The 22,745-nt window shown below is 41.5% G+C and carries 28 protein-coding genes; all 28 read left to right on the top strand.

Translation table 11 applies throughout. The features are described from left to right. The first annotated feature begins 2 nt into the window (after window positions 1-2). The 28 genes from A5294_RS03780 to A5294_RS03645 all read left to right on the top strand — a co-directional run bounded on the left by A5294_RS03780 (window position 3) and on the right by A5294_RS03645 (window position 22,320). A complete protein-coding gene (locus A5294_RS03780; protein ID WP_064340501.1) occupies window positions 3-1,187 on the top strand; it encodes a phage major capsid protein in 1,185 nt (394 codons plus the stop codon). 19 nt (window positions 1,188-1,206) lie between these two features. Continuing rightward, on the top strand, window positions 1,207-1,485 hold the full coding sequence (locus tag A5294_RS03775) for a head-tail connector protein (RefSeq protein WP_064340500.1): 279 nt from the start codon (window positions 1,207-1,209) through the stop codon (window positions 1,483-1,485). After that, the gene (locus A5294_RS03770) at window positions 1,486-1,818 is read left to right on the top strand and encodes a phage head closure protein (protein WP_064340499.1); all 333 of its coding nucleotides are present in this window, start codon (window positions 1,486-1,488) and stop codon (window positions 1,816-1,818) included. Beyond that, entirely contained in the window at window positions 1,815-2,195 is a 381-nt protein-coding gene (locus A5294_RS03765) for an HK97 gp10 family phage protein (RefSeq protein ID WP_064340498.1), read from the top strand. Before A5294_RS03770 ends, A5294_RS03765 begins: the two co-directional genes overlap by 4 nt. Beyond that, complete coding sequence (locus A5294_RS03760; protein ID WP_064340497.1) at window positions 2,188-2,526, top strand: hypothetical protein; 339 nt, start codon at window positions 2,188-2,190, stop codon at window positions 2,524-2,526. The genes A5294_RS03765 and A5294_RS03760 overlap by 8 nt, the downstream gene beginning before the upstream one ends. Further along, on the top strand, window positions 2,510-3,091 hold the full coding sequence (locus tag A5294_RS03755; protein WP_064340496.1) for a major tail protein: 582 nt from the start codon (window positions 2,510-2,512) through the stop codon (window positions 3,089-3,091). Before A5294_RS03760 ends, A5294_RS03755 begins: the two co-directional genes overlap by 17 nt. Before the next feature lie 15 nt (window positions 3,092-3,106). After that, on the top strand, window positions 3,107-3,472 hold the full coding sequence (locus A5294_RS03750) for a hypothetical protein (RefSeq protein WP_048730035.1): 366 nt from the start codon (window positions 3,107-3,109) through the stop codon (window positions 3,470-3,472). A gap of 245 nt (window positions 3,473-3,717) precedes the next feature. After that, window positions 3,718-6,543, top strand: coding sequence for a phage tail tape measure protein (locus tag A5294_RS03745; protein ID WP_064340495.1), 2,826 nt, complete (start codon window positions 3,718-3,720; stop codon window positions 6,541-6,543). 11 nt (window positions 6,544-6,554) lie between these two features. After that, window positions 6,555-7,217 (top strand): hypothetical protein, encoded by a 663-nt coding sequence (locus A5294_RS03740; RefSeq protein WP_231880189.1) that lies wholly within the window; start codon window positions 6,555-6,557, stop codon window positions 7,215-7,217. 1 nt (window position 7,218) lies between these two features. After that, entirely contained in the window at window positions 7,219-10,050 is a 2,832-nt protein-coding gene (locus A5294_RS03735) for a phage tail protein (RefSeq protein WP_064340493.1), read from the top strand. A 10-nt stretch (window positions 10,051-10,060) separates the two neighbouring features. Next, complete coding sequence (locus A5294_RS03730; protein ID WP_231880187.1) at window positions 10,061-10,273, top strand: hypothetical protein; 213 nt, start codon at window positions 10,061-10,063, stop codon at window positions 10,271-10,273. Beyond that, the gene (locus A5294_RS03725) at window positions 10,254-10,535 is read left to right on the top strand and encodes a hypothetical protein (protein ID WP_064340491.1); all 282 of its coding nucleotides are present in this window, start codon (window positions 10,254-10,256) and stop codon (window positions 10,533-10,535) included. Before A5294_RS03730 ends, A5294_RS03725 begins: the two co-directional genes overlap by 20 nt. Before the next feature lie 13 nt (window positions 10,536-10,548). Beyond that, window positions 10,549-10,845 (top strand): hypothetical protein, encoded by a 297-nt coding sequence (locus A5294_RS03720; RefSeq protein ID WP_064340490.1) that lies wholly within the window; start codon window positions 10,549-10,551, stop codon window positions 10,843-10,845. After that, window positions 10,845-11,057, top strand: coding sequence for a hypothetical protein (locus A5294_RS03715; protein WP_020757763.1), 213 nt, complete (start codon window positions 10,845-10,847; stop codon window positions 11,055-11,057). Before A5294_RS03720 ends, A5294_RS03715 begins: the two co-directional genes overlap by 1 nt. A gap of 14 nt (window positions 11,058-11,071) precedes the next feature. Further along, on the top strand, window positions 11,072-11,665 hold the full coding sequence (locus A5294_RS03710; protein ID WP_064340489.1) for a hypothetical protein: 594 nt from the start codon (window positions 11,072-11,074) through the stop codon (window positions 11,663-11,665). 9 nt (window positions 11,666-11,674) lie between these two features. Continuing rightward, window positions 11,675-12,238 (top strand): hypothetical protein, encoded by a 564-nt coding sequence (locus A5294_RS03705; RefSeq protein ID WP_231880186.1) that lies wholly within the window; start codon window positions 11,675-11,677, stop codon window positions 12,236-12,238. Further along, window positions 12,235-12,654, top strand: a complete 420-nt coding sequence (locus A5294_RS03700; RefSeq protein ID WP_064340487.1) for a holin family protein — start codon at window positions 12,235-12,237, stop codon at window positions 12,652-12,654. The genes A5294_RS03705 and A5294_RS03700 overlap by 4 nt, the downstream gene beginning before the upstream one ends. After that, the gene (locus A5294_RS03695; RefSeq protein WP_064340486.1) at window positions 12,647-13,567 is read left to right on the top strand and encodes a GH25 family lysozyme; all 921 of its coding nucleotides are present in this window, start codon (window positions 12,647-12,649) and stop codon (window positions 13,565-13,567) included. Before A5294_RS03700 ends, A5294_RS03695 begins: the two co-directional genes overlap by 8 nt. A 164-nt stretch (window positions 13,568-13,731) precedes the next feature. After that, complete coding sequence (locus tag A5294_RS03690) at window positions 13,732-13,917, top strand: hypothetical protein (protein ID WP_020757758.1); 186 nt, start codon at window positions 13,732-13,734, stop codon at window positions 13,915-13,917. Between the two features lie 2 nt (window positions 13,918-13,919). After that, window positions 13,920-14,210 (top strand): hypothetical protein, encoded by a 291-nt coding sequence (locus A5294_RS03685; protein WP_064340485.1) that lies wholly within the window; start codon window positions 13,920-13,922, stop codon window positions 14,208-14,210. After that, a complete protein-coding gene (locus tag A5294_RS03680; protein WP_064340484.1) occupies window positions 14,203-15,333 on the top strand; it encodes a DUF2800 domain-containing protein in 1,131 nt (376 codons plus the stop codon). The genes A5294_RS03685 and A5294_RS03680 overlap by 8 nt, the downstream gene beginning before the upstream one ends. 4 nt (window positions 15,334-15,337) lie before the next feature. Then, entirely contained in the window at window positions 15,338-15,886 is a 549-nt protein-coding gene (locus A5294_RS03675) for a DUF2815 family protein (protein WP_004114717.1), read from the top strand. A 185-nt stretch (window positions 15,887-16,071) separates the two neighbouring features. Further along, window positions 16,072-18,048: a DNA polymerase gene (locus A5294_RS03670; RefSeq protein WP_064340483.1), complete on the top strand. Its 1,977-nt coding sequence runs from the start codon at window positions 16,072-16,074 to the stop codon at window positions 18,046-18,048. A 55-nt stretch (window positions 18,049-18,103) separates the two neighbouring features. Continuing rightward, the gene (locus A5294_RS03665) at window positions 18,104-18,514 is read left to right on the top strand and encodes an RNA polymerase sigma factor (RefSeq protein WP_064340482.1); all 411 of its coding nucleotides are present in this window, start codon (window positions 18,104-18,106) and stop codon (window positions 18,512-18,514) included. After that, window positions 18,501-18,713 (top strand): SHOCT domain-containing protein, encoded by a 213-nt coding sequence (locus A5294_RS03660; RefSeq protein WP_064340481.1) that lies wholly within the window; start codon window positions 18,501-18,503, stop codon window positions 18,711-18,713. The genes A5294_RS03665 and A5294_RS03660 overlap by 14 nt, the downstream gene beginning before the upstream one ends. A gap of 61 nt (window positions 18,714-18,774) precedes the next feature. Further along, window positions 18,775-20,367: a recombinase family protein gene (locus tag A5294_RS03655; protein ID WP_064340480.1), complete on the top strand. Its 1,593-nt coding sequence runs from the start codon at window positions 18,775-18,777 to the stop codon at window positions 20,365-20,367. Continuing rightward, complete coding sequence (locus tag A5294_RS03650) at window positions 20,337-20,630, top strand: recombinase family protein (RefSeq protein ID WP_231880184.1); 294 nt, start codon at window positions 20,337-20,339, stop codon at window positions 20,628-20,630. Before A5294_RS03655 ends, A5294_RS03650 begins: the two co-directional genes overlap by 31 nt. Before the next feature lie 112 nt (window positions 20,631-20,742). Further along, a complete protein-coding gene (locus tag A5294_RS03645; RefSeq protein WP_064340479.1) occupies window positions 20,743-22,320 on the top strand; it encodes a recombinase family protein in 1,578 nt (525 codons plus the stop codon). Window positions 22,321-22,745: the final 425 nt, after the last annotated feature.

Here is a 22,745-nt window from a genome sequence, read left to right as displayed (position 1 = left end):
ATATGATGAACAGTATTTCAAACATGGTTGAGAAACGTAATAAGGCGTGGCAGGGTGCGAAAGCTTTCCTTGAGTCTAAACGTGACAAGGACGGGCTTATTTCAGAAGAAGACGCGAAAACTTACGATGAGATGGAAGCGAAAGTGAAAGCTTACAGTATGGAAATTGAGCGCTTGGAGCAGATGGAAAAAATGGATAAGGAGCTTTCAAAACCAACATCCGAGGCGATTGTTGCAAAACCTATGAAAACAGGTGTTAACCTTGAAAAACAAGTTCGTGCGCGTGACGAGTATAAGCAGGCGATGCTTACAGCTCTTAGAAGTAATTTTAAACGAGTTGATAACGTGTTGCAGGAAGGTGTGGACGCTGACGGCGGGTATCTTGTGCCGGAAGAATACGATAATCGTCTGATTGAAACGTTGAAAGAAGAAAACATTATGCGTGTTCTTGCCACCACTATTACTACTAGTGGAGAGCATAAGATTAATATTGCGATGAGCGATCCTGCGGCGGCTTGGATTGAAGAAGGCGCAAGCCTTAACTTTGGGGATTCCAAGTTCGCGCAAATCCTGCTTGACGCTCATAAGCTTCACGTTGCGGTAAAAGTTACTGAAGAACTCTTGCATGATAATGCATTTAATCTCGAGAATCATATTCTTACATCCTTCGGCATGGCGTTGGCTAACGCGGAGGAAGACGCTTTTCTTAACGGGGATGGTGTTGGAAAACCGACTGGTATTTTCAATAAGAAAGACGGTGGCACGTTCCTTAAAGAAACTGCCGGTATTAAAACTGATGATTTGATTGATCTTATTCACGCTTTGAGGCGACCATACCGTAAAAACGCGAGTTTTATTATGAACGATAAAACGGTCGCGAGCATACGAAAACTTAAAGACAATAACGGTGCGTACGTTTGGCAGCCTTCATACCAGGATGATGAGCCGAACAGGATTCTCGGATACCCGGTATACACGTCTGCTTACGCGCCTGAAAACATGGTGGCTTTTGGTGACTACTCGTACTACAACATTGGCGACCGTGGCTCACGCTCGTTTAAAGAGCTTACCGAGCTTTTCGCTGGAAACGACATGGTAGGTTTCGTTGCTAAAGAGCGTGTAGACGGCAAACTCGTGCTTAAAGAAGCAGTGCAGATTCTGCCTGTTAAAACAAGCGTAACAGCTTAAAAGTTAAGGAGGGGTGTTGATGATAGTTACAGTCGAGGAAGCAAAAAACTATCTTAGGGTGGATAGTAAAGAAGATGATGAGCTTATCAACACCCTTATTCGTTCTGCTGAAAAACTCTGCCAGGGAGTAGCTCGTAAAAACGATAGTAGTTTGATTAGTGAAAACTTTGACGAGTATCGGCTCGCAGTCTTATACGCTACAGGCTACTTGTATGAGCATCGGGAAGAAGCAGACCATCACGCGCTAACTCTCACCTTACGTTCGATGCTTTTTACTGTTAGAAAAACGGGGTTTTAAATGAGAATAAGTTTATTAAACGAGCGTATTACGCTGCTTAAAAACAGTGTTGAAGTTGATGAGGTTGGTAATCATAAGATTAAGTGGAGTAAATATTACGAGTGTTACGCTACGGTGAGTGCTGAAAGCCCAATAGAGCAGACTTCGGCAGGAAACGTGTGGGATGAGTCAAAAATAGATTTTACTATCCGCTATTCGAAAGAAACAGCCGCAATATCATCGCTTGGTTACAGGATTATTTTCCATGATACGGTTTATGAGATTTTAGGTGTTGACCACATGAATTATAAGAAGAAAAGCCTGAAACTTCACTGTAAGAGGTGTAAAAAGTGAGCAAAGTAAGTATTGGCAGCCTCTCAGCAGAAGTTATTAGAGAGCTTAAAACTTACGCGAAAGTTACAACCGGGAAAGTAAAAGAAGCAGTAAAAAACGCTGGTAAAACAGCAAAAGAAGAAATTAACATGACAGCTCCTAAACGAACTGGCGCGTATGCGAAAAGTTGGGCGGTTAAAACTGTTAAAGAAACAGAAAACGCTCTCACACTGGTAGTTCACTCAAAAAACAAGTATCAGCTTACACACTTGTTAGAGTACGGTCACGCTAAACGAGGCGGAGGACGCGTGGAAGCAAGAGCACACATTAAGCTTGCGGAAGAAAAAGCGGTTAAAAGCTTCGAAGAAAAAATAAGGGAGGCAATAGAACATGACTAGACTTTTAAGCATCATGAAAGAGATAGGTTTTCCTTTTGCTTATCACCATTTTGCTGAAGGAGAATCACCTAATCCACCGTTTCTTCTGTTTCTAACGCCTGCAAGCAGTAATTTTGCGGCAGACGGGAAAACATATTTTAAAGCAAACGAAGTTCATATCGAACTATACACAGATTATAAGAATCCTAGTGTGGAAGAAAAAGTTGAAGCCGTGCTTGATAGGCACGGCATTTTTTATAACAAAACAGAAGCGTTCATAGAGTCGGAAAAGCTTTATGAAACACTCTACATTTTTGAAATGGAGGTAACAGAAAATGGGAAACAAGGTTAAATACAATCTGAAAAACGTGTACGCGGCAAAACTTAAAAAAGACCCGAGCGGAAGTTTTAACTATGATACGCCTAAACCTATTCCGGGAGCTGTGAGCATAAGCCTTGATGCGGAAGGTGAATCCTCACCGTTTTACGCTGACGGGATTGTCTACTTCCGCTCGACTGCTAACAACGGTTACAGTGGCGACTTGGAAATGGCTCTCATACCTGAATGGTTTAGAACAGAAATATTAAAAGAAAAACTTGATAAAAACGGTGTGCTGGTAGAAAAAGCAACTACCGGTGAAGCGGAAAAGTTCGCACTCCTTTTTGAGTTTGACGGTGACGTTAAAGCAATCCGCCACGTGCTTTATAACTGCTCGGCTTCAAGACCGTCTATCGCTTCGGAAACTAAGGAAGACACGATAGAACCGGGTACGGAAACACTCTCGCTTACGGCTGATCCTAGAGAAGATGGACTTGTGAAATCCCGTAGCGGAGATACGACATCTGATGAAACTTACGCTAACTGGTATAAGAACGTGTACGTTCCTCAAAACACGACAGAGGTTAAACCTAAGTAAAAAGGAGTAGTGAGCATGATTGAAAAAACAGTAAAAATCGGTGGCAAAGACGTGAAGTTTCGTTCTTCTGCCACTATTCCAAGACTGTATCGTATCAAATTCAAGCGTGATATTTTTCAGGATCTTTCTAAACTCGAAAAATCGTATAAGACTAAAAGCACCGGGTTTGAGATTGATGATCTGGAGATTTTTGAAAACGTAGCTTATATCATGGCCTACCATGCGGATAACACGATTCCTGAAACGATTGAAAAATGGCTCGATGAGTTTGAAATGTTTTCTATCTACGAGGTGCTGCCTGAAATTCTTGAGCTTTGGGGTGCGAATTTACAAACACAGGTTCAATCTAAAAAAAAGTTACGTCAACTACAAGAGAAATGACAACCGCGTTATTTCTTCTTAGATGCACAGAAATCGGGATAAGCATTTGTGAACTGGATCTTTTAACTATCGGCATGATTTTAGACATGTGGACGGAGAAAGCAAACGATAGTGTGAAATACGATAAGCTCGCAAGCCAGGCAGAATTCGACAGGTTCTAGACGAAAACCAAACATTCTTATACCTAACGTTAAAATATCTGATTTTTTTCATACCTAAATTAAGAAGTAAAAGGAGGTGAAGTTATGGCAAACAGGATTAAAGGTATTACCGTTGAAATCGGTGGAGATACCACAGGCTTGGATAAAGCGTTAAAAGACGTGAATACGACTATCAGATCCACGCAAGCTCAGCTTCGTGACGTAAACAGGCTGTTAAAACTCGATCCGTCCAACGCTAAACTTTTAGCACAAAAACAGCAGTTGTTGCAGCAGGAAATAGCAAACACTTCCGAGAAACTTAACGCTTTAAAACAGGCTGATAAGCAGGCTAAAGTACAGCTTGAAAACGGGGATCTCGGTAAAGACAAGTACGATGCGCTGCAGCGTGAGATTATTGAAACCGAGCAGAATCTTAAAAATTTAGAACAGCAGGCCAAGAAAGTCCCATCAGCGTTAGCAGTTTCTATGAAAGAAACCGGGGATAAAATTAAAAGTGTCGGTGAGAAAACAGCCCAAGTCGGCACAAGCCTATCCACGCATGTTACCGCACCAATTGTGGGGCTTGGAGCCGCATCGTTAGCCGCGTTTAACGAAGTTGATGCGGGCATGGACACAATTGTTACTAAAACAGGCGCAACAGGAAAAGCACTGGAGGGTATGCAAGATAGTATGAAAAATCTTGCTACCAGTATTCCTACTGATTTTCAAACCGCTGGTGCTGCTATCGGAGAGGTGAACACAAGATTCGGTTTAACGGGTAAAAGCCTTGAAGACCTGTCAGGCAGGTTTATTAAATTTGCTCAAATTAACAACATGGACGTTTCCACGGCTGTTGATAACACGCAGAAAGTTGTGGCTGCTTTTGGGCTTAAAGCACAGGATGCCGGGGCTTTACTTGATACGATGAACGCTGTAGGTCAGCGTACCGGTGTCAGCATGGATACGCTTGCTAAAACCATGGTGACTAACAGTGCCTCCTTACAGCAGCTTGGGTTTAGTGCATCTGATGCTGCTAATTTCTTAGGCAATGTTGAAATGTCCGGTGCTGACACGTCACAGGTTATGACTGCTCTTACTAAAGCATTGGCTGCTGCTACAGCTAAAGGCACGCCTATGAAACAGGCTTTAGAGGATATTCAAAACAGTATGGTGAATGCGAAAAGCGACACTGAAGGTTTAAAAGTAGCTTACGAGCTGTTTGGTAAGCGTGCAGGTGCGGCTATTTATCAGGCGTGTAAAAACGGCTCGCTGTCTTTCGCTGAGCTTGGCACTTCCCTTAAAGATAATGCCGGTAGCGTGGAGAAAACGTTTAACGAAACGCTTGATCCGATAGATAAGTTTAAGACTTCAATGAATAGTCTGAAAATCGTGGGAGCAGATCTTGGCAATTCTCTTGCAACGGTTTTACAGCCTATGCTTGAAAAGTTCGCTTCCTGTATGAAATCTTTAAGCGAAGCCTGGAACGGGCTGTCTCCGGGAATGAAGGATGCGATAGTAAAAATCACGCTTATTGCTGCAACAGTCGGCCCTGTACTCATTGTGATCGGGAAAATTATCAGTGCTGTTGGAACAATCACTTCTGCTCTGGGAGGGTTAATCGGACTTCTTGGAGGAACAGCCACAGCCACTACTGCGGCAGGCGTGGCAGGAGGAGCCAGTGCGGCAGGAACAGCGGCAGCAGGGACAGCAGCAGGGACAGCGGCTGTTGGGTTTGGTGCGTTAAACGTTTCGCTTCTTCCTATTATCGCTATTATTGCGGCGATTATTGCCGCGGTTGTGGCGATTATTGCGATTATTAAAAACTGGGGTGCTATAAGCGAATGGTTTAAAAACCTGTGGCAGGGTGTTTGCCAGAGTGTGAGCAGTATTTGGCAAAACATCTCGGAGTTTTTCCAAAACGTGTGGCAAGGCTTAGTTCAGGTTTTTACCGGCGTGTGGGATACGATTAAAAACGTGCTCACGGTAGCTCTCATGTTTATCGTAGAGCTTATAAAAGGCTATTTTTCGCTTATCACACTACCGTTTAGGTTTATTTGGGAAAACTGTAAAGACGTGATTATAGGCGCATGGGATGCGATTAAAACCACGGTAAGTAGCGTGCTTGAAGCCATAAACAGTGTAATAACAAGTGTTATGAACACGATTATGTCGTTTATAACAAGCGTGCTAAACACTATAAGCAGTGTGTTTACGAGCGTGTTCAATGCGATTTTAAGTGTTGTAACCTCTGTTTTTAACAGTATAAAATCAGTGGCTGAAACGATATGGAATGGAATTTGCAGTGTTATAACCAACGTGGTAAACACGGTTAAAAATACGGTTTCTACAGTGTTTAACGCGGTGGCAGGCGTTGTAGGCAACGTATTTAACGGTATTAAAAACACAGCCGTATCAATTTGGAACGGTATTAAAAACGCTATCATCACTCCGATTGAAGCGGCGAAAAACAAGGTTAAAGCAGTAGTTGACGCTATAACAGGCTTTTTTGCAGGTATTAGACTTAGTCTTCCTCATATTAAACTGCCTCATTTTAGTATTAAAGGACACTTCTCACTTGCACCACCGTCTGTACCGTATCTTGCTATCGACTGGTATAAGAAAGCAATGGATAAGCCGATGCTGTTAAACGGGGCTACTATCTTCGGTGAGAAAAACGGGCATTTGCTTGGCGGCGGTGAAAAAGGTCCTGAGGTGATTATGGGGCTTGATACTTTGCAGAATATGAGTGCGGGAGCAAACACGCAAATGCTTAGTGTTATGAACCAGATTCTAGCGATTATGGACTCGTATTTCCCACAGTTTTCCAACCAGAGTATTGTGCTTGACTCAGGCGAGCTTGTGGGAGGTATTGCACACAAGATGGACAGTGAGCTTTTCAAGCTTCAAACAAGAAAAACAAGGGGGTGGTAAAAGTGTATGGCATGACAATAAACGGGTTGCATAGTTTTAAGGATTTAGGCTTAGTTCCAACACTTAAGCCACATGTTAATCTACCATCCCCAAGGTTTAGCTATCTGGAAGTACCCGGAAGATTGGGAAGTTTTGATCTTACGGAAAGCTTAGCAGGTGAAGTTTTATACGAGATGCGTGAAGGCTCTTTTGAGTTTATTGTCGCAGATAAAGTCGTGTGGCAGAAAGCTTACGAGAGGCTTAAACGTGATGTTCACGGTCTTAAAACAACACTTGTGCTGGACGCTGAATCTTCCTTTTACTATCAGGGTCGAGTGTGGGTAAGTGATTTTAAATCGGATAAAAACTATGAAACGATTACGCTTAACTACAGGCTAAACCCTTATAAGCACCGTGTTTTAGACATTAAAACAGGTGGCGTGTACACGTTAAAAAACGTGCAGGTTAAAGACGGGAAAGAAATCAGGCTTACCCGTGATTTTGATATGACGCTTATACCTGAATTTACTAATAAAACACTAAACACAATAAGCGTTGATTTTAAAGGAAAAACCTACAGTCTAAAACAAGGCGTATCTCGTTTCCCTGAACTTAGAACACGCGAAAATAATATGACGCTTACGTTTCAAGGCACAGGCACACTTGATATTTCCTACCTAAGGGGGTGGTTATAAATTGTACAGAATAACTCTTGATGAAACAGCCTTGTATTATCCGGGCGACACTAAGAATGTTCTTCTTGACGCGACTCTTAACGTGGAGCTTAACACTGCAGGCACGCTCGTGTTTACGTGTCCGAAAGAAAATCCCTGCTATGAGAAGTTTTTTAACAGAAAATCAGTAGTGAGCGTGTATCGCGGTGAGAAAGAAATTTTTACCGGAGAGGTAAGAGAACAGGAGAAAGACTTAAACCAAAACAAGAAAGTAGTATGCGCAGGTCTTTTAACGTATCTGGCAGACAGTATTCAGCCGCAGAAAGAATACCATAATCACACACCTTACCAACTGTTGGAAAAATTCCTAAACATTCATAACGAGCAGGTGGATGACAGGAAAAAGATTCATATCGGAAAAGTAAGCGTGACAGATCCCAATAATTCCCTGTACAGGTTCACTAATTTTGAAACCACGCTTGAAGCAATTATGGGAAAAATGGTTGATAAGCTGGGCGGATACTTAAAGCTAAGACGAGAAAAAGACGGGCTGTACCTTGATTATCTTCGCTTGGAAGAAATGGGTAAAATGGCGAAACAACCGGTTGAGTTCGGTTTGAACCTGCTTGATTATACTGAAAACTTATCGGCAGAAGATGTTACTACAGCACTTATCCCTTTAGGTAAAGAACTGGAAAGTGAAAACAGCAAAAACGAGGTTCTTAAAAAATACACGGATATTACAAGCGTTAATAACGGGAAAAATTATCTTGTTTCCACCCAGGCCAAGAGCGCATTTGGTTGGGTTTGTAAAGTCGTTAGATGGGATGATGTCGCTGTTCCTGAAAACCTGCTACGTAAAGCCTCTCTTTGGCTTAAAGATAATCAGTTCGAACAGACAGAGCTTAACTTAAGCGCGGTTGACTTATCCGAGTTTGACCTTGATTTTGAAACTATTGAGTGTGGAGACAGATTAAGGTGCATAGCATCGCCTTTTGGCATGGACCGGGTATTTCCCGTGATGAGACAGTCTATTCCATTGCAAAAACCCGGTGAGATGAAAATCGTCCTGGGCAGTCAAACCAGACGAAGCTACGTGCAAAGCTCACATAATTCTGTGCAAAGCCTGCGTGAAGAAAGCCTTGCAACAAGAAAAATAGACAACGAGCGCGTGCAAAGTGAAATCAACAATATTAAAGCACAGATGAACATCACATCAGGCGGCTACAAGGTAACAGAATATGATGATTCAGGCAGGTGGCTAAGAGACCTTTACATGGATACGCCTGATAAGAATACTGCTACAAAAGTATTACAGGTTAATATGAACGGGATTGGCGGAAGCCATAACGGTTTTGCAGGACCTTACAATACCGCGATGACTCTTGACGGCATGGTGTATGGTGACAGGATTATCGGACATTCGATTGATGCGGAGAAACTTTCAGTTTCTTACACTTCGCAGGTGGAAAAGCAGATTAGTAACGCAAAACAGGAAGCTATTTCTGATAGTGATGAGAAACTTAAAAGCTACTATACGATAAACGAGGTTAACACCAAGTTTTCTGTAACAGATCGAAAGATTGAATCAAGTGTTGAAACAGTTAATCAAAAACTGGAGCAGAAAAACGGTAACTATTACGGCACGTATACTCCCTACTCTTCTAATGCTCCGGCTAACTCTTGGACAAGCAGAAGTGAGAAGTTAAACCACGTGGGAGATTTTTTCTTCGACACTCAAACAGGCTACGCCTACAGGTATCGGGTTAAAAGAGACTGCTTAGAAATTAAGTTTAACAGTAATTGCCGTACGGAAAGCGCAAACTATGATTGGGTGGAAGTTTTCTATGAGTCTGATGGTAAGATTCACGTTTTACCGAAACTTGGCGGTGCGGACATAGCAGATAAAAGAATCTTTGTGCCAAACAATACGTTCTGGCTTTATTTTAGAAGCGATGGCTCAAGCCATGATTATTACGGTTTTAAGATTGATGCGATAAGAAAAAGCAGTTCAAGGCAAGAAATTCAAGATAGTTTAGCGGTTTTACCTAACGATGCCGGAAACATAATAGAACTGTCAGGCAGCAACTATCCTGAGTCAGAGCATGATCCATATCAGGATAATACAAGAAAACTCTGGCGGTATACGTCAAATGAGAGTCTTGACAGCTACCTGGAGTTTGACTGGGTTAGAGTTAGTGATAAAGACATTCAGGCTGCTAAAGAAACAGCTGACAGAGCTATATCCAAAGTTTCTATTGTTGAAGACTCGATTACTTCCATGGTGAAAAAGGGTGAGTTCGGTTCGTTTATGCGGCAAAACTACAACAGTTTTCTGATTGGATTTAACGAGTCAAGCAACTATGTTCAAATCACTGCAGGGCAAATAGGTCTTTACAACGGGTCGATTGATTCTGATAGTAGGCGTGCCGTATTTGATCAAAACGGTAACCATTTTTATCGTGATGGCTACTATGTGGGAAAAATCGGAACGAATCAGTGGAATAAAGACGACTCTCATAAAGGGCTCGTGTTTGACCTCTCTCCTGAAGGAAAGTATATGGCTTTCGCGCAAAAAGAATCATCCTATTCTAATTCGTATAATACGATGCTTTGTTTTTCACGCTCAGGCAGTATATATGACGAGTACGGCTTGCATTTAGGCTGCAACTTTTATGCCCACGGTTTCAAGGTTATAAACCCGCAGTGGGAAGGAGGCTTTGGAACTACGGCAACCATTCATTATGTGCAGGTACTTGAGGTGGATGAGTACGGCAAAGTAAGAAGATGGGGTGAAAACGGACGCATGGTATTTAAAAACGGTATCCTCATGGACTTGACTTTCTACAACTAAGGAGATGAATATGGCAGAACTTATTATTAACACAAACGAAGTTGTGATAAACGAAGGTACTAAAAACAGTGACATAAAAGTCGCTAAAACTGCTGATGAGAGTATGGAAATAGAGCAGTTTATCAGCAACAGTAAGTACGCAAAGATGATAGAAGACATCAATCGCAAACTGGATATTCTAATCGAGGAAAAGGAGGTGGAAGATGGAAAAGCCGACCATTAACTATGCGATAGCTACACAAAAGTTTAGAGCGAAGTTAAGCGATGAGATAGTGTCTTTACAAAAAAGTATCCCTATCCCGACCTACATGGTTGAAGGCATAATCGCGTCAATTTTAGCTGACATACGCTCGGCTCTGATAGCTGAAAACACGATGGAACATGTTGCTTTTAGTGAGGAAAACACAAAGTATTACGAAGAACAGTTAGAAAAACTAAACGAGGAAATCCTAAAACTTAAAGCAGAAAAAGAAGAAAAATCATAAGGAGGAAAGCCTTATGTATAGAGGAACAACACCTACAAACGTGTTCAGGACAGATGTGGATTTAGAAAACGCATCTGTCCTTTTTGTTAGCTATAAGCAAAACGGAAAAGTTGTTTTAGAAAAAAGCTTAGAGGATGTGAGTATTAAAAAGACGCTTGTAACAGTAAATCTCACGCAGAAAGAAACACTTTTGTTTCAAGACGGTATTGTCACGATTCAAATCAGAGCCAAGTTTCCCGACAACACGGCTATCGCTTCAAATCTGATACGAACAACAGCTGAAGAAATAGTAAAGGACGGTGAGATTTAATGGCAGAACTACAGGCAAGTTTTAAACACAATACAGATATGAGCGCATCTTTTGAAAGCATCATAAAAGTAACAGGCGAAGAAACAACGGATTACAACAGGCTTACTAACCTGCCGAAAATTAACCAAGTAAAGCTTATAGGCAATAAAACGCTTTTAGAGCTGGGACTTTGCTCTATCAGCAATATTGAACTCGAAGAATTACTTAAATAAGGAAGGAAATTATTATGCAAACTAAATTTTTAGATAACAACGGACTTTTATACGTTTGGAAGAAAATCAAGGAAAGCTTTGTGAAAAAAGAAGAGCTGACAAAAGCTTTGGAAACAGTGCCGAAGAAAGTTGCGGATTTAAGTGATGCGGCAAACTATGCACAAGTATCTTCAGTGCCAACCAAGGTGGAAAACCTGACAGATGCGTCAGAATACGCGAAGAAAACCGACATCGTGACAAACGTAGAAAATCTTCAAGGCATTGATGCGTATGCGAAAACAAGTGCACTACCGACAAAAGTAGAACAGCTGGAAGACGCAGCGAATTATGTGAAAAAGACAGACCTTACTGAAGAGGTAAAGCATCTTGTCGGCAACATTCAATCAATTGATTTTAAGGTGGTTGATAGCCTGCCTCAGACAGGTGATAAGGCAACAATCTATCTTATAAGCGATAACAAGGGCGAAAACGATGCGTATGATGAGTACATTTATGTAAACGACAGGTTTGAAAAAATCGGTACAACATCAGTTGATTTAAGCGACTATGTGAAAAAAGAAGATGTTAAAAGTATCAGCAATGAAGAAATCGATGCACTGTTTGTGTAGGTGAAGCTTATGACAGACAGGTTTTTAGGCAAAGAAGGGTTGCTTAGGCTGATAGAAAAACTGAAAGAAAAATTTGCCACACTGGACAGTCCTGCTTTTACGGGAAAACCGACTGTTCAAACACCAACCTATATACCGGACACCAGAGGAAAAGAAATCGTTAACCGTGAATACGTGGATTTCGTAACAAAGCTGCTGATACATCAGGAAATGCCTAAGCTCCCCAAGCAGTTCAAATGGGTTATTACACCTGATTCTTGGCAGGAAGTACTAGATGGTTATGTGTATGGCTTTTTTTACGAAAAATATTACAAGCCACATAAAGAACAGTACTCCAACAATGCGCAGGAACAGAATGTAGCACTTGATATAAAAATCGACTTTGAAAGACTTCCGTCTATGAGGTTTTATGGCATGGGAGATATTAAGGAGGTTTGCAAACTAACTATGGCAATCGGCAGTGATTGGAGGATTTACTGTTATGGGGATAAACCTTCAAACGAAATACCGGTAATTATTACGTTTATGCAGGTAGAAGATGTAACTGATCTTATTAAGGAGGCGGTAGAATGAAAGAATTTTGGAATACACTACAGCTGGCTTTCACAGTAGTAGGCGGCTGGCTGGGATACTTTTTAGGCGGGTGCGATGGTTTAATCCTCGCACTTCTTTTATTTGTGGTAACCGATTACATCACAGGCGTGATGTGTGCGGCGATTGATAAAAAGCTCTCAAGTAGCGTGGGTTTTAAGGGCATCTTTAGAAAGGTGCTCATTTTTATGCTTGTTGGCATAGCAAACATTATAGATTTTCAGGTTATTAAGCAAGGAAGCGTGATTAGAACCGCGGTAATTTTCTTTTACCTGTCTAACGAAGGACTTTCACTCATTGAAAACGCGGCACACCTGGGGCTTCCCGTGCCTGAGAAATTAAAAAATGTTTTAGAACAATTACACGACAAAGACAGAAAGGACAATACTCATGAGTAAAAGAGGAATAGACGTATCAGTATGGCAGGGTGACATTGATTTCAACGCGGTGAAAGCATCCGGTGTTGAGTTTGTGATCATTCGAGCAGGATACGGTATCGGACACAAAGACAAGTGGTTTGAGGAAAACTATCGTAAAGCAAAAACAGTCGGTCTTGATGTTGGAGCTTACTGGTATTCGTACGCAAGCTCTGCAGGCGAAGCGTCTGAGGAAGCTCAAAGCTGCGTGAACATACTTTCAGGTAAGAGTTTTGAGTATCCTGTTTACTTTGATTTGGAAGAAAAAAGCCAGCTTAACCGTGGACGGGATTTTTGTGATTCTTTGATTACAAGTTTTTGTAATAAGCTGGAAGCTTGCGGGTATTATGCAGGTTTTTACACTTCGCTTTCAGTAGCTAATAATCTTGTGTCCTCTCATGTTAGAGACCGTTACGCTTTGTGGATCGCACAGTGGAACACGCACTGTAGCTATCAAGGTTCGTATGGTCTTTGGCAATACTCGTCAAGTGGCAGTGTTAACGGGATAGCCGGCAGAGTTGACATGGATTATGCTTACGTAGATTATCCAAGCGTGATAAAAAACGCTGGGTTAAACGGGTATAAAAACGGTGGCTCTTACACTGCTCCTCAAATATCAAGTATTGATGAAGTGGCACGAGAAGTTATTAACGGTGATTGGGGTAACGGAAATGAGCGTAAACAGCGTTTAACTTCTGCCGGATACGATTATGCGAGTGTGCAAAATAAGGTTAATGAACTTCTTGGTGTTAAAGCCTATAGAAAGTCGGTTGATGAGCTTGCACGTGAAGTAATCCGAGGCACTTGGGGTAACGGTAGCACGCGAAAACAGCGTCTAACTCAAGCAGGATACGATTATAATGCAGTACAAAAACGAGTAAACGAACTCTTGTAAAACAGTTTGAAACACTTATAAAGCCCGAGGCTTGTTCCTACATTGGAGCAATCCTCGGGCTTTTTTTATTTTTGAAAACTTTTTTAGAAAAACCGTCAGATTATCACCTTTCCCAAGGCTACCCCATAGAAGGGCACAAAGTCCTTTTAGAAAGGAGGCGGCACATGAAACAAAAACTTGTCGTAAGTGTTTCAAAAAAGCCTAAAGAAGATGGGCTTGCAAGTTGTAAACCTATCGGGCTGAGAGAAAAAATCATCCGATTCTTCCTCGGAAAGAAAGAAGACATCATGGTCTTTATTCCAAGTAACAGAATCGATGAAGTTGTGGTTCAAAACAAGAAAGGTGAATAAGAATGAACGAAAACACGGTAAAAAAGATAATTGGCGATCTTGAATCACTGATTTGTCACCTAAAAGAGATCACGGGTGAAACAACACATAAGACGTTACCAAAACAAGTACCTGAAACTAAAAAGGTGAGTTTGGAGGATGTTCGAGCGGTTTTAGCAAAACTTAGCCAGCTGGGAAAGACAGCTGAGGTGAAGAAACTCATCGTAAAGCACGGTGCGCAAAAGCTTTCAGACATTCCTGAAAGCGAGTATGCGAGCCTGTTGTTTGAAGCGGAGGGAATTAAAGGTGACTAAGCATGCTTTACTTTCCCCGTCTTCTGCTCACAGGTGGATTAAGTGTACTCCGAGTGCTGTTTTAGAAGAAAAGTTTGAAAACACTACTTCTATGGCGGCTGAGGAAGGAACGGCGGCACACGCGTGGTGTGAGTACAAGCTGAATAAGCTTCTTAACCGTCCGTGCGAAAAACCGTCAACAGAGTATGACTCAAACGAGATGCAGGAATACTCGGATGCTTACGTGGATTTCGTAATGGAAAAGTATGAGCAGGCAAAGCTTAACTGCCAAGATCCTATTCTTCTCATCGAGCAGAAAGTTGATTTTTCAGATTACGTGCCTGATGGGTTTGGTACAGCGGACTGCATTATTGTAGGCGATAAAACGCTGCAGGTTATCGACTTTAAGTACGGTCAAGGCGTGCTGGTGGACGCTTACGAGAATCCGCAGATGAAATGCTACGCTCTTGGAGCTTTAACGCTTTTCGACAGCTTGTACGAGATTCAAAGCGTTGAGATGAGTATTTTTCAGCCAAGACGTGACAACGTATCAACTTTCACACTACCTGTCACGGAGCTTATCTCTTGGGCTGAAAGCGTGCTTAAACCTAAAGCAGGGCTTGCTATTAAAGGCGAAGGCGAATTTGAAGCCGGTGACTGGTGCAGGTTTTGCAGGGCAAAAGCCACGTGCCGTAAACGTGCGGAAGAAAACCTTAAACTTGCAGAACTTGAGTTCAAACCGCCATCTGTTTTAACGGATAGTGAGATTGAAGAAGTGCTCACGCTTATCCCACAGTTAACGAAGTGGGCTGATGACGTTTTAGCGTACGCCACAGATTCAGCTATTAACCACGGGAAAGAGTGGTCGGGTTTCAAACTCGTAGAAGGCAGATCAGTTCGCAAGTTTAAGGATGAGACAGCTGTTATTGAGAAAGCGAAAGCTCACGGCTTTACCAACATTTTCAAAACTAGTCTTATCGGTTTAACGGAAATGCAAAAGCTGATGGGCAAGAAAAAATTTGAGGATATTCTGGGCGACCTCATTGTAAAACCGTCCGGAAAACTTACGCTCGTACCGGACTCGGATAAGCGGGCAAAAGTCAATGTTTTAAACGCAAATAACGAATTCAAAAAGGAGAATTAGTACTATGTCTAAATTAAATAACACGAAGGTTATCACTGGTAAGAACACGCGTCTTTCCTATTTCAACGGTTGGGAGCCAAAGTCTATTAATGGCGGTCCTGAAAAATATAGTGTTTCACTGCTTATTCCTAAAGATGATGTTGAAACAGTAAATGCTATTGAGAAAGCTATTGATGCTGCGATTGAAGAAGGTGTCGGCAAGTTCGGCGGTAAGAAACCAAACAAGCAAGCAATTAAACTCCCACTGAGGGACGGGGATATTGAGCGTGATGATGAAGCGTATAAAGGACACTACTTCATTAACGCAAACTCTACTACTCCTCCGCAGATTGTAGACAAGCAGGTAAAACCAATCATGGACCGCAGCGAAGTGTATTCAGGCTGCTATGCGAGAGTTTCCATCAACTTCTACGCTTTTAACTCTAACGGTAATAAGGGTATCGCTTGCGGTCTTGGCAACATTCAAAAAATCCGAGACGGTGAGCCACTCGGCGGACGTAGCCTTGCAACTGATGATTTTACGACTTTAGAAGATGATGACTTTCTAGCATAAGGAGCATGTGAAGATGATTAGCTGGTTTGTTGGAGTATTTGCTGGCGTATTGCTTCTTGATTTCGTGGTAAGAAAACTTGTCAGTCTTTATATCGAAGTCAAAAACATGCTGAACAGAAAGTAAGAAAGTCGAGGAGGTGGCAGGTTTTCTGTCACCTCTTTTATTAACTTGGAGGTGATGTAATTTGGAAAATTTGAGTATAGATTTAGAGACGTTTTCGAGTGTAAATCTTGGTAAATGTGGAGTTTACAAGTACGCAGAATCAGAGGATTTTGAGATACTGCTCTTTGGTTACAGTGTGGACGGTGGTGAGGTTCAGGTCGTTGATTTAGCGCAAGGTGAAACCATACCCGATGCTGTGATTTCTGCTTTAACGGATGAAACGGTGACCAAGTGGGCGTTTAACGCTCAGTTTGAAAGAGTCTGCTTATCACGCTACCTGCGAGATAAAGGCATCAATGTTAACCCTGGTCAAACAGTGAAAAGTGAAGGCTTGTTTTTAAACTCAAGCTCGTGGCATTGCACAATGATTTGGTCGGCCACCCTGGGGCTTCCCATGTCGCTTGAAAACGTGGGAGCAGTATTGGGTCTTGATAAGCAGAAGCTCACTGAGGGTAAGAATCTTATTAAATATTTCTGCCTGCTGTGTAATCCTACGAAAGTAAACGGTGGAAGAACAAGAAACAAGTATTTTCACGATAAGGAAAAGTGGGAGCTTTTCAAGTCGTATAACAAGCGTGATGTGGAAGTTGAGCTGAGTATTCAAGAAAAGCTCTCACGCTTTCCTGTGCCAGACTTTTTATGGCAGGAGTTTTATCTCGACCAAGAGATTAACGACCGTGGGATAGGAATAGATTCTATTTTCGTTGAGTCAGCCATAAAACTCGACTTAGAGGTGAAAACGCATCTCATGAGTGAGCTTAAGCATGTTACAGGTTTAGAAAACCCGAACTCCGTGTTACAAATGCGCTCTTGGCTTAAAGAGCATGGTCTTGAAATGGAGTCGCTTGGTAAAAAAGAAGTCGCTAAAGAGCTTAAAACAGTTGGTAAAGAGTTGGCGGAAGTGTTACGGCTTCGACAGCATCTTGCTAAATCCTCGGTGAAAAAGTATGCGGCGATGAAAAACGCTGCCTGCATGGATTATCGGGAGCGTGGCATGTTTCGCTTCTATGGTGCAAACCGTACAGGAAGATTCGCTGGAAGGCTCGTACAATTACAAAACCTGCCACAAAACCATCTGCCTGATCTAGCTGAGGCTAGAAGTCTTGTTAAACAAGGAAATGTTGAAGCACTGGAAATGCTTTATGAGGATATTCCTGATACCTTATCCCAGCTTATCCGCACCTCTTTTATTCCACGCACGGGATTTAAGTTTATTGTCGCAGACTTTTCAGCGATCGAAGCGAGAGTCTTGGCTTGGCTTGCAGGTGAAAAATGGCGTATGCGAGTATTCGCGGAAGGTAAAGACATTTACTGCTCGTCAGCATCTCAAATGTTTGGCGTGCCTGTTGAAAAACATGGAGTAAACGGGCACCTGCGGCAGAAAGGTAAGATCGCGGAACTCGCTCTTGGATACGGCGGCTCTGTTGGTGCGTTAAAAGCTATGGGAGCACTCGACATGGGGGTTCGCGAGGATGAGCTGCAGCCTCTTGTTGACGCGTGGAGATCATCTAACCCGATGGTGACAACATTGTGGTGGGATGTGGACAGAGCGGTAAAACAGTGTGTACACGAACACGCATCTGTTCGAACACACAATATAGTGTTCACTTACAAGAGTGGGTTTCTTATCATCAAACTGCCTTCGAAAAGATGCCTTTACTATGTGAAGCCACGTGTGGAAGAAAACAAGTATGGTGGTGAATCAGTCACCTATGAGGGTGTGGGGTCTACTAAAAAATGGGAGCGGCTGGAAAGCTACGGGCCTAAATTCGTGGAAAACATTACGCAAGCTATAGCTCGCGACATTCTACTTTACGCCATGCAAACACTGAAAGAATATCGCATCGTTGCTCACGTGCATGATGAAGCCATTATCGAAACCGATAAAAGCGTGAGTGTTCAAAGCGTGTGCGAGCTAATGGGAAGAACACCACCTTGGGCAGAAGGGCTTGTTTTACGAGCTGACGGCTACGAGTGCGAGTTTTACAAAAAAGATTAAAAAACCGTCAGATTTTATTCTTTCCTAAGGCTACCTCATAGGAGGTGGCCTTTTTATGAATATGGAAGAACAACGCAAGGTCAAATTGCTAAGAGATGAAGGCCTTAGCTATACGCAGATTGCAAACCGTATGGATATTTCCGTTAATACGATTAAAAGCTACTGCAAACGTAACAGCCTGGGCGTAATCCAGTCTACGAAAACACAGACGGCATTATGTGAATCTTGTTCAAAACCAATCAAGCAAAACACAGGAAGAAAAGTTAAACGTTTCTGTTCTGATGCGTGTAGAAACACGTGGTGGAACAAGCATACACAGTTGGTAAAAAGACAGGCAAACTATGAGTGCACTTGTCTTAACTGCAAAAATTCTTTTATCTCTTACGGTAATAAAACCAGAAAATACTGCTGCCACGCCTGCTATATAGAACATCGTTTTGGAGGTGAGCATCATGCAAATCAGTAAGGATGTTCACGGGCTAACGGATGTTAAAGCCAGAGCTTGGACGAAAGAGAGTATGCAGGCGGATTTTCGTTTTGAAATAGCCGAAAAACTTACCGTTTCACTCTTTAAAAAAGGGCTTATCAGCGAGCAAGAAAAAGAAAAAATAAGCTGTCTTAACAGGGAAAAGTTTCACCCGTTTTACAAGGAATTATTGGGCTAAAAGCTTGATAAACACTGCTTTTAGAGTGATGTATATGACTGTAAGAAAGTGAGGTGAGATGATGAAAATGATAACAAAACTGGAAGCCAAACAGCTGGATAATTCTCTTAGAAAAATACGAGTTGCAGCATATGCGAGAGTTTCTACCGACAGTGACGAACAGCTTCTCAGTCTAGAAGTACAAAAGGAGCATTACGAAAACTATATTAAGTCTAATCCATGCTGGGAGTATGCGGGACTTTACTTTGACGAGGGTATTAGCGGCACGAAAATCGATAAGCGTGAAAGTCTTAAACAACTGCTTAAAGACTGCGAGAGCGGTCAGATAGACAGGATTATTACAAAGTCTATTAGTAGGCTTGCAAGAAACACGGTTGACTGTCTTGAAATAGTTAGAAAACTTACCGGTCTTGGTATTTATTTGTATTTTGAGAAAGAAAACATTGATACCGAGCATATGAGTTCGGAGCTTATGCTTTCTATTCTGAGTTCTATTGCGCAAAGCGAGTCAAGATCCATCTCGGAAAACAGCATGTGGTCAATTCAAAAAAGGTTCGAAAACGGAAGCTATGTCATTTCTTCCCCATCATATGGCTATAAAAACGAGAACGGGAAAATGATTATCGTTCCAAAGGAAGCTGAGGTTATAAAAGACATCTTTGGTATGGCACTTTTAGGTAAAGGCGGGCATGTGATAGCTAATGAGCTGACGGCTAAAAAGATTCCTGCGAAAAGAGGAGCTAAATGGTCTTCGACTACCGTGAATGCTATTTTGACCAATAAAACATACACAGGGGATGTGATTTTTCAAAAGACATTTACAGACGATAATTTTAACCGCCATAAAAACTGTGGCGAGAAAAAACAGTATGTTATTGAAAACCATCACGAGGCTATCATCAGTCATGAAACTTTTAATCTTGTGCATGATCTTAGACAGAAGAGAAAATTAAAACTAAATATTACCAGCGGTAGTAATAAATACCTTGCTAGATATGTGTTTTCAGGGAAACTTTACTGCGGTAATTGCCATAGTAGGTTAAAGAAACACGACCGGCATAAAAAAGATGGAGCCTATACTGTTTGGTGTTGTACCAAGCATATACGTGAAATTAAATGCTGCCCTATGAAAGCTGTAAAAGAGGAGTATGTTAAATTAGCCTTTCTTCAAATGCTTAACAAGTTCAAAGCAACAAACGCTCAAATATTAACGCCTTTCATAAAAAGCTTAAGAAACGTGAATAATAAAGACGGATTGAACAAAGTTATCGAACTCGAAGGAAAAATAGCTAAATTGCAAGAACAAGAGCAAGTACTCAGTAAGCTTTTCGCCGGTGGCTACATTGAGATGGATTCATACTATCTAGAAAGCAATCAGCTTAAAACGGAAATAGATGCTTGTCTTAAGGAAAAACTTCAGCTTTCCAACAGCCTAAACGGTAACTTAACGCACTTAAACGAGGCGCAAAAACTTCAACGGTTCGTAAGCGTCACAGAAGCATTTAGCGAGTTTAAGGACGAGGATTTTCTGGATTTTGTAGACGATGTCGTAGTTAAAAGCAGAACAGAATTCATTTTTCGCTTGAAATGCGGATTGGAATTAGAAGAAGAGGTGAAAGAAACATGGCACACATCCCATATGGTTACCGAATAGTAGACGGTAAAGCGGTTATAGACGAAAAAGAAGCTCAAAAAGTTAGAGAACTTTTCCGTAAATTCTTAGAATTTGGAACGATTTCTGAAACGGCTCGAGCGGTGAACATTGATAAAACACACTCTGTAGTTAGCAATATTTTGAAAAATAAAACGTACTTAGGAACATCGCTTTACCCGAGTCTTTTAGATGAAGAAACCTTTTATAAAGTTCAGCAGTTAAGAGCCAACAATTTTAGAAAAAACCTCGTACAACAGAGCTAAAACCTTTAATTACAACAGATTTCACGTACGAAATAGGCGTTATAGAAAAGAAATACGATGATCCTTATCGGCAAGCAGCATACGCGTACAGTCAAATCAAGGGAGGTGTAAAATGAGTGCCAACGTTACAATTATTCCACCAAGAAAAATAGCGGGGAATACGGTAGACAAGCATAAAGATAAGCCGAAGTTAAGAGTAGTAGCGTATTGTCGTGTCAGTACCGACAGTGAAGAACAGGCAACAAGTTATGACACGCAAGTTCAGCATTATACGGATTATATTTCAAGAAATCCTCTCTGGGAGTTTGCCGGCATTTACGCTGATGACGGTATTTCAGGAACCAGCACGAAAAAACGTGTCGGTTTCAACGACATGATCCACGATTGCATGAGTGGCAAAGTAGACATGGTTATCACTAAGTCGATTAGCCGTTTTGCGAGAAACACTATCGACTGTTTAAAATTTGTTAGACAGTTGAAAGACAAAAACATTCCGATCATTTTTGAAAAAGAAAACATCAACACCATGGAAGCAAGCGGAGAACTATTGCTTACTATCATGGCTTCTTTAGCTCAACAGGAATCCGCGTCGCTTTCTCAGAATGTGAAGCTTGGGCTTAAGTTCCGCTACCAGGAAGGCAAAGTGCAAATCAACCATAACTGGTTTTTAGGATACACAAAAGACGATGAAGGGAATCTTGTAATTCTTGAACAGGAAGCAAAAGTCGTAAGAAGAATCTATAGAGAATATTTAGAAGGAGCAAGCCTTAGAGACATAGCGGAGGGGCTTGAAAAAGACGGTGTTAAAAACGGTGCCGGGCATTTAAAATGGCACTTGTCTAATATTAAAACCATCTTGCAAAACGAAAAATATATTGGTGATGCTCTTTTACAAAAAACCATCACGACAGATTTTATTAACCATGTTCGTATAAAAAATGATGGAACAGAACCACAGTATTATGTAAAAGATAGCCACGCGTCGATTATTCCAAGAGATATTTTCTTTAAAGTTCAAGAAGAAATGGTAAGACGAGCCAACATGTTTAGTGGTGAGGATAATAAAAAAAGGAGAGTTTATTCCAGTAAGTACGCTTTATCCAGTTTATGTGTTTGTTCTAAATGCGGGGATGTTTACAGAAGAATTGCTTGGAACAATCGAGGAGTGCGTTCTGTTGTTTGGCGTTGTTGTACCAGATGGGAAAATGGTCCTAGTGCTTGCGATGCTCCGACAGTAAAAGAGGAAGAACTGCAGTCTGCTACAGTAAAAGCCATAAACAAAATACTCACCGTACCTGGTGAAGTATTGGATACGTTGAAGAATAATATTAGAGAAATTATCGCGGGCAACAACTTAAGTGAGCTTGAAACGGTTGATAAAAAAATTGCAGACAAACAAGCGATACTACTAACCTTGCTTAAAGCTAAAAAAGACTACATGAAAACTGCCAACGAGATTGATGAGCTGAAAGGTAAGAAACAGCAGCTTCTTATAGAAAAAGCAGGTCAAGAAGATGCTAAAAGACGAATCAGAGAAATGGAAGATTTTCTGAAAAGTGAGCGTCACGAGTTTAGTGAGTATGATGAGAAGCTGGTAAGAAAGTACATCAAGAAAATAAAAGTTTACGAGGACAGGTTCAGCGTAACTTTTAAATCAGAGATTAGTGTTGATGTTGAAAGGGCATCGTAAAAGCCAAAAGAATGTGAGCATTTGAAATGTTACAAAAGTCAGCCTAGGGGAAGGGGGAATCATCTCTAGGCTGTTTTTTATGCTCAAAAACCAAGCTATCAAGCCAATCTTAAACTTTTTAACGATAGCTTTTCCTATCGTTAAAAGGTGCACCCACTATCAATAGTGTGCACTCAAAAAAGTGTAGCTATACTTGGAGTTCTCTCAATCCACGTCGAGAGTGTCGTATTGATGTCAAAGGCTTAATAGGTGGGTGCAAATTTGCCCTTGTGTAGCAAGTCTTAGCGAGGGCTATCGTTAAAAGGTTTAATGTGCGGCGGCTTTAAGCTGGGTTCTCGTGATTTTTGAGTGCAGTTTGGCTGTTTGAGGGAAGATGTCGACGCTCTAGGGTTGAGTGCACAGGATGTTAACGTTAAAAGGTGCAC

The organism is Gardnerella sp. 30-4, from assembly GCF_001641215.1.
Taxonomy (GTDB): Bacteria; Actinomycetota; Actinomycetes; order Actinomycetales; family Bifidobacteriaceae; genus Bifidobacterium; species Bifidobacterium leopoldii.
This window is presented reverse-complemented; position numbering and strand designations above follow the sequence as displayed.

Coding starts and splice junctions, on each gene's coding strand:
- A5294_RS03740 (WP_231880189.1), top strand. CDS start 6,555: ATGACAATAAACGGGTTGCATAGTTTTAAGGATTTAGGCTTAGTTCCA.
- A5294_RS03695 (WP_064340486.1), top strand. CDS start 12,647: ATGAGTAAAAGAGGAATAGACGTATCAGTATGGCAGGGTGACATTGAT.
- A5294_RS03665 (WP_064340482.1), top strand. CDS start 18,104: ATGAATATGGAAGAACAACGCAAGGTCAAATTGCTAAGAGATGAAGGC.
- A5294_RS03770 (WP_064340499.1), top strand. CDS start 1,486: ATGAGAATAAGTTTATTAAACGAGCGTATTACGCTGCTTAAAAACAGT.
- A5294_RS03750 (WP_048730035.1), top strand. CDS start 3,107: ATGATTGAAAAAACAGTAAAAATCGGTGGCAAAGACGTGAAGTTTCGT.
- A5294_RS03720 (WP_064340490.1), top strand. CDS start 10,549: ATGTATAGAGGAACAACACCTACAAACGTGTTCAGGACAGATGTGGAT.
- A5294_RS03725 (WP_064340491.1), top strand. CDS start 10,254: ATGGAAAAGCCGACCATTAACTATGCGATAGCTACACAAAAGTTTAGA.
- A5294_RS03715 (WP_020757763.1), top strand. CDS start 10,845: ATGGCAGAACTACAGGCAAGTTTTAAACACAATACAGATATGAGCGCA.
- A5294_RS03655 (WP_064340480.1), top strand. CDS start 18,775: ATGAAAATGATAACAAAACTGGAAGCCAAACAGCTGGATAATTCTCTT.
- A5294_RS03690 (WP_020757758.1), top strand. CDS start 13,732: ATGAAACAAAAACTTGTCGTAAGTGTTTCAAAAAAGCCTAAAGAAGAT.
- A5294_RS03675 (WP_004114717.1), top strand. CDS start 15,338: ATGTCTAAATTAAATAACACGAAGGTTATCACTGGTAAGAACACGCGT.
- A5294_RS03705 (WP_231880186.1), top strand. CDS start 11,675: ATGACAGACAGGTTTTTAGGCAAAGAAGGGTTGCTTAGGCTGATAGAA.
- A5294_RS03650 (WP_231880184.1), top strand. CDS start 20,337: ATGGCACACATCCCATATGGTTACCGAATAGTAGACGGTAAAGCGGTT.
- A5294_RS03745 (WP_064340495.1), top strand. CDS start 3,718: ATGGCAAACAGGATTAAAGGTATTACCGTTGAAATCGGTGGAGATACC.
- A5294_RS03775 (WP_064340500.1), top strand. CDS start 1,207: ATGATAGTTACAGTCGAGGAAGCAAAAAACTATCTTAGGGTGGATAGT.
- A5294_RS03710 (WP_064340489.1), top strand. CDS start 11,072: ATGCAAACTAAATTTTTAGATAACAACGGACTTTTATACGTTTGGAAG.
- A5294_RS03645 (WP_064340479.1), top strand. CDS start 20,743: ATGAGTGCCAACGTTACAATTATTCCACCAAGAAAAATAGCGGGGAAT.
- A5294_RS03660 (WP_064340481.1), top strand. CDS start 18,501: ATGCAAATCAGTAAGGATGTTCACGGGCTAACGGATGTTAAAGCCAGA.
- A5294_RS03760 (WP_064340497.1), top strand. CDS start 2,188: ATGACTAGACTTTTAAGCATCATGAAAGAGATAGGTTTTCCTTTTGCT.
- A5294_RS03780 (WP_064340501.1), top strand. CDS start 3: ATGATGAACAGTATTTCAAACATGGTTGAGAAACGTAATAAGGCGTGG.
- A5294_RS03755 (WP_064340496.1), top strand. CDS start 2,510: ATGGGAAACAAGGTTAAATACAATCTGAAAAACGTGTACGCGGCAAAA.
- A5294_RS03730 (WP_231880187.1), top strand. CDS start 10,061: ATGGCAGAACTTATTATTAACACAAACGAAGTTGTGATAAACGAAGGT.
- A5294_RS03700 (WP_064340487.1), top strand. CDS start 12,235: ATGAAAGAATTTTGGAATACACTACAGCTGGCTTTCACAGTAGTAGGC.
- A5294_RS03685 (WP_064340485.1), top strand. CDS start 13,920: ATGAACGAAAACACGGTAAAAAAGATAATTGGCGATCTTGAATCACTG.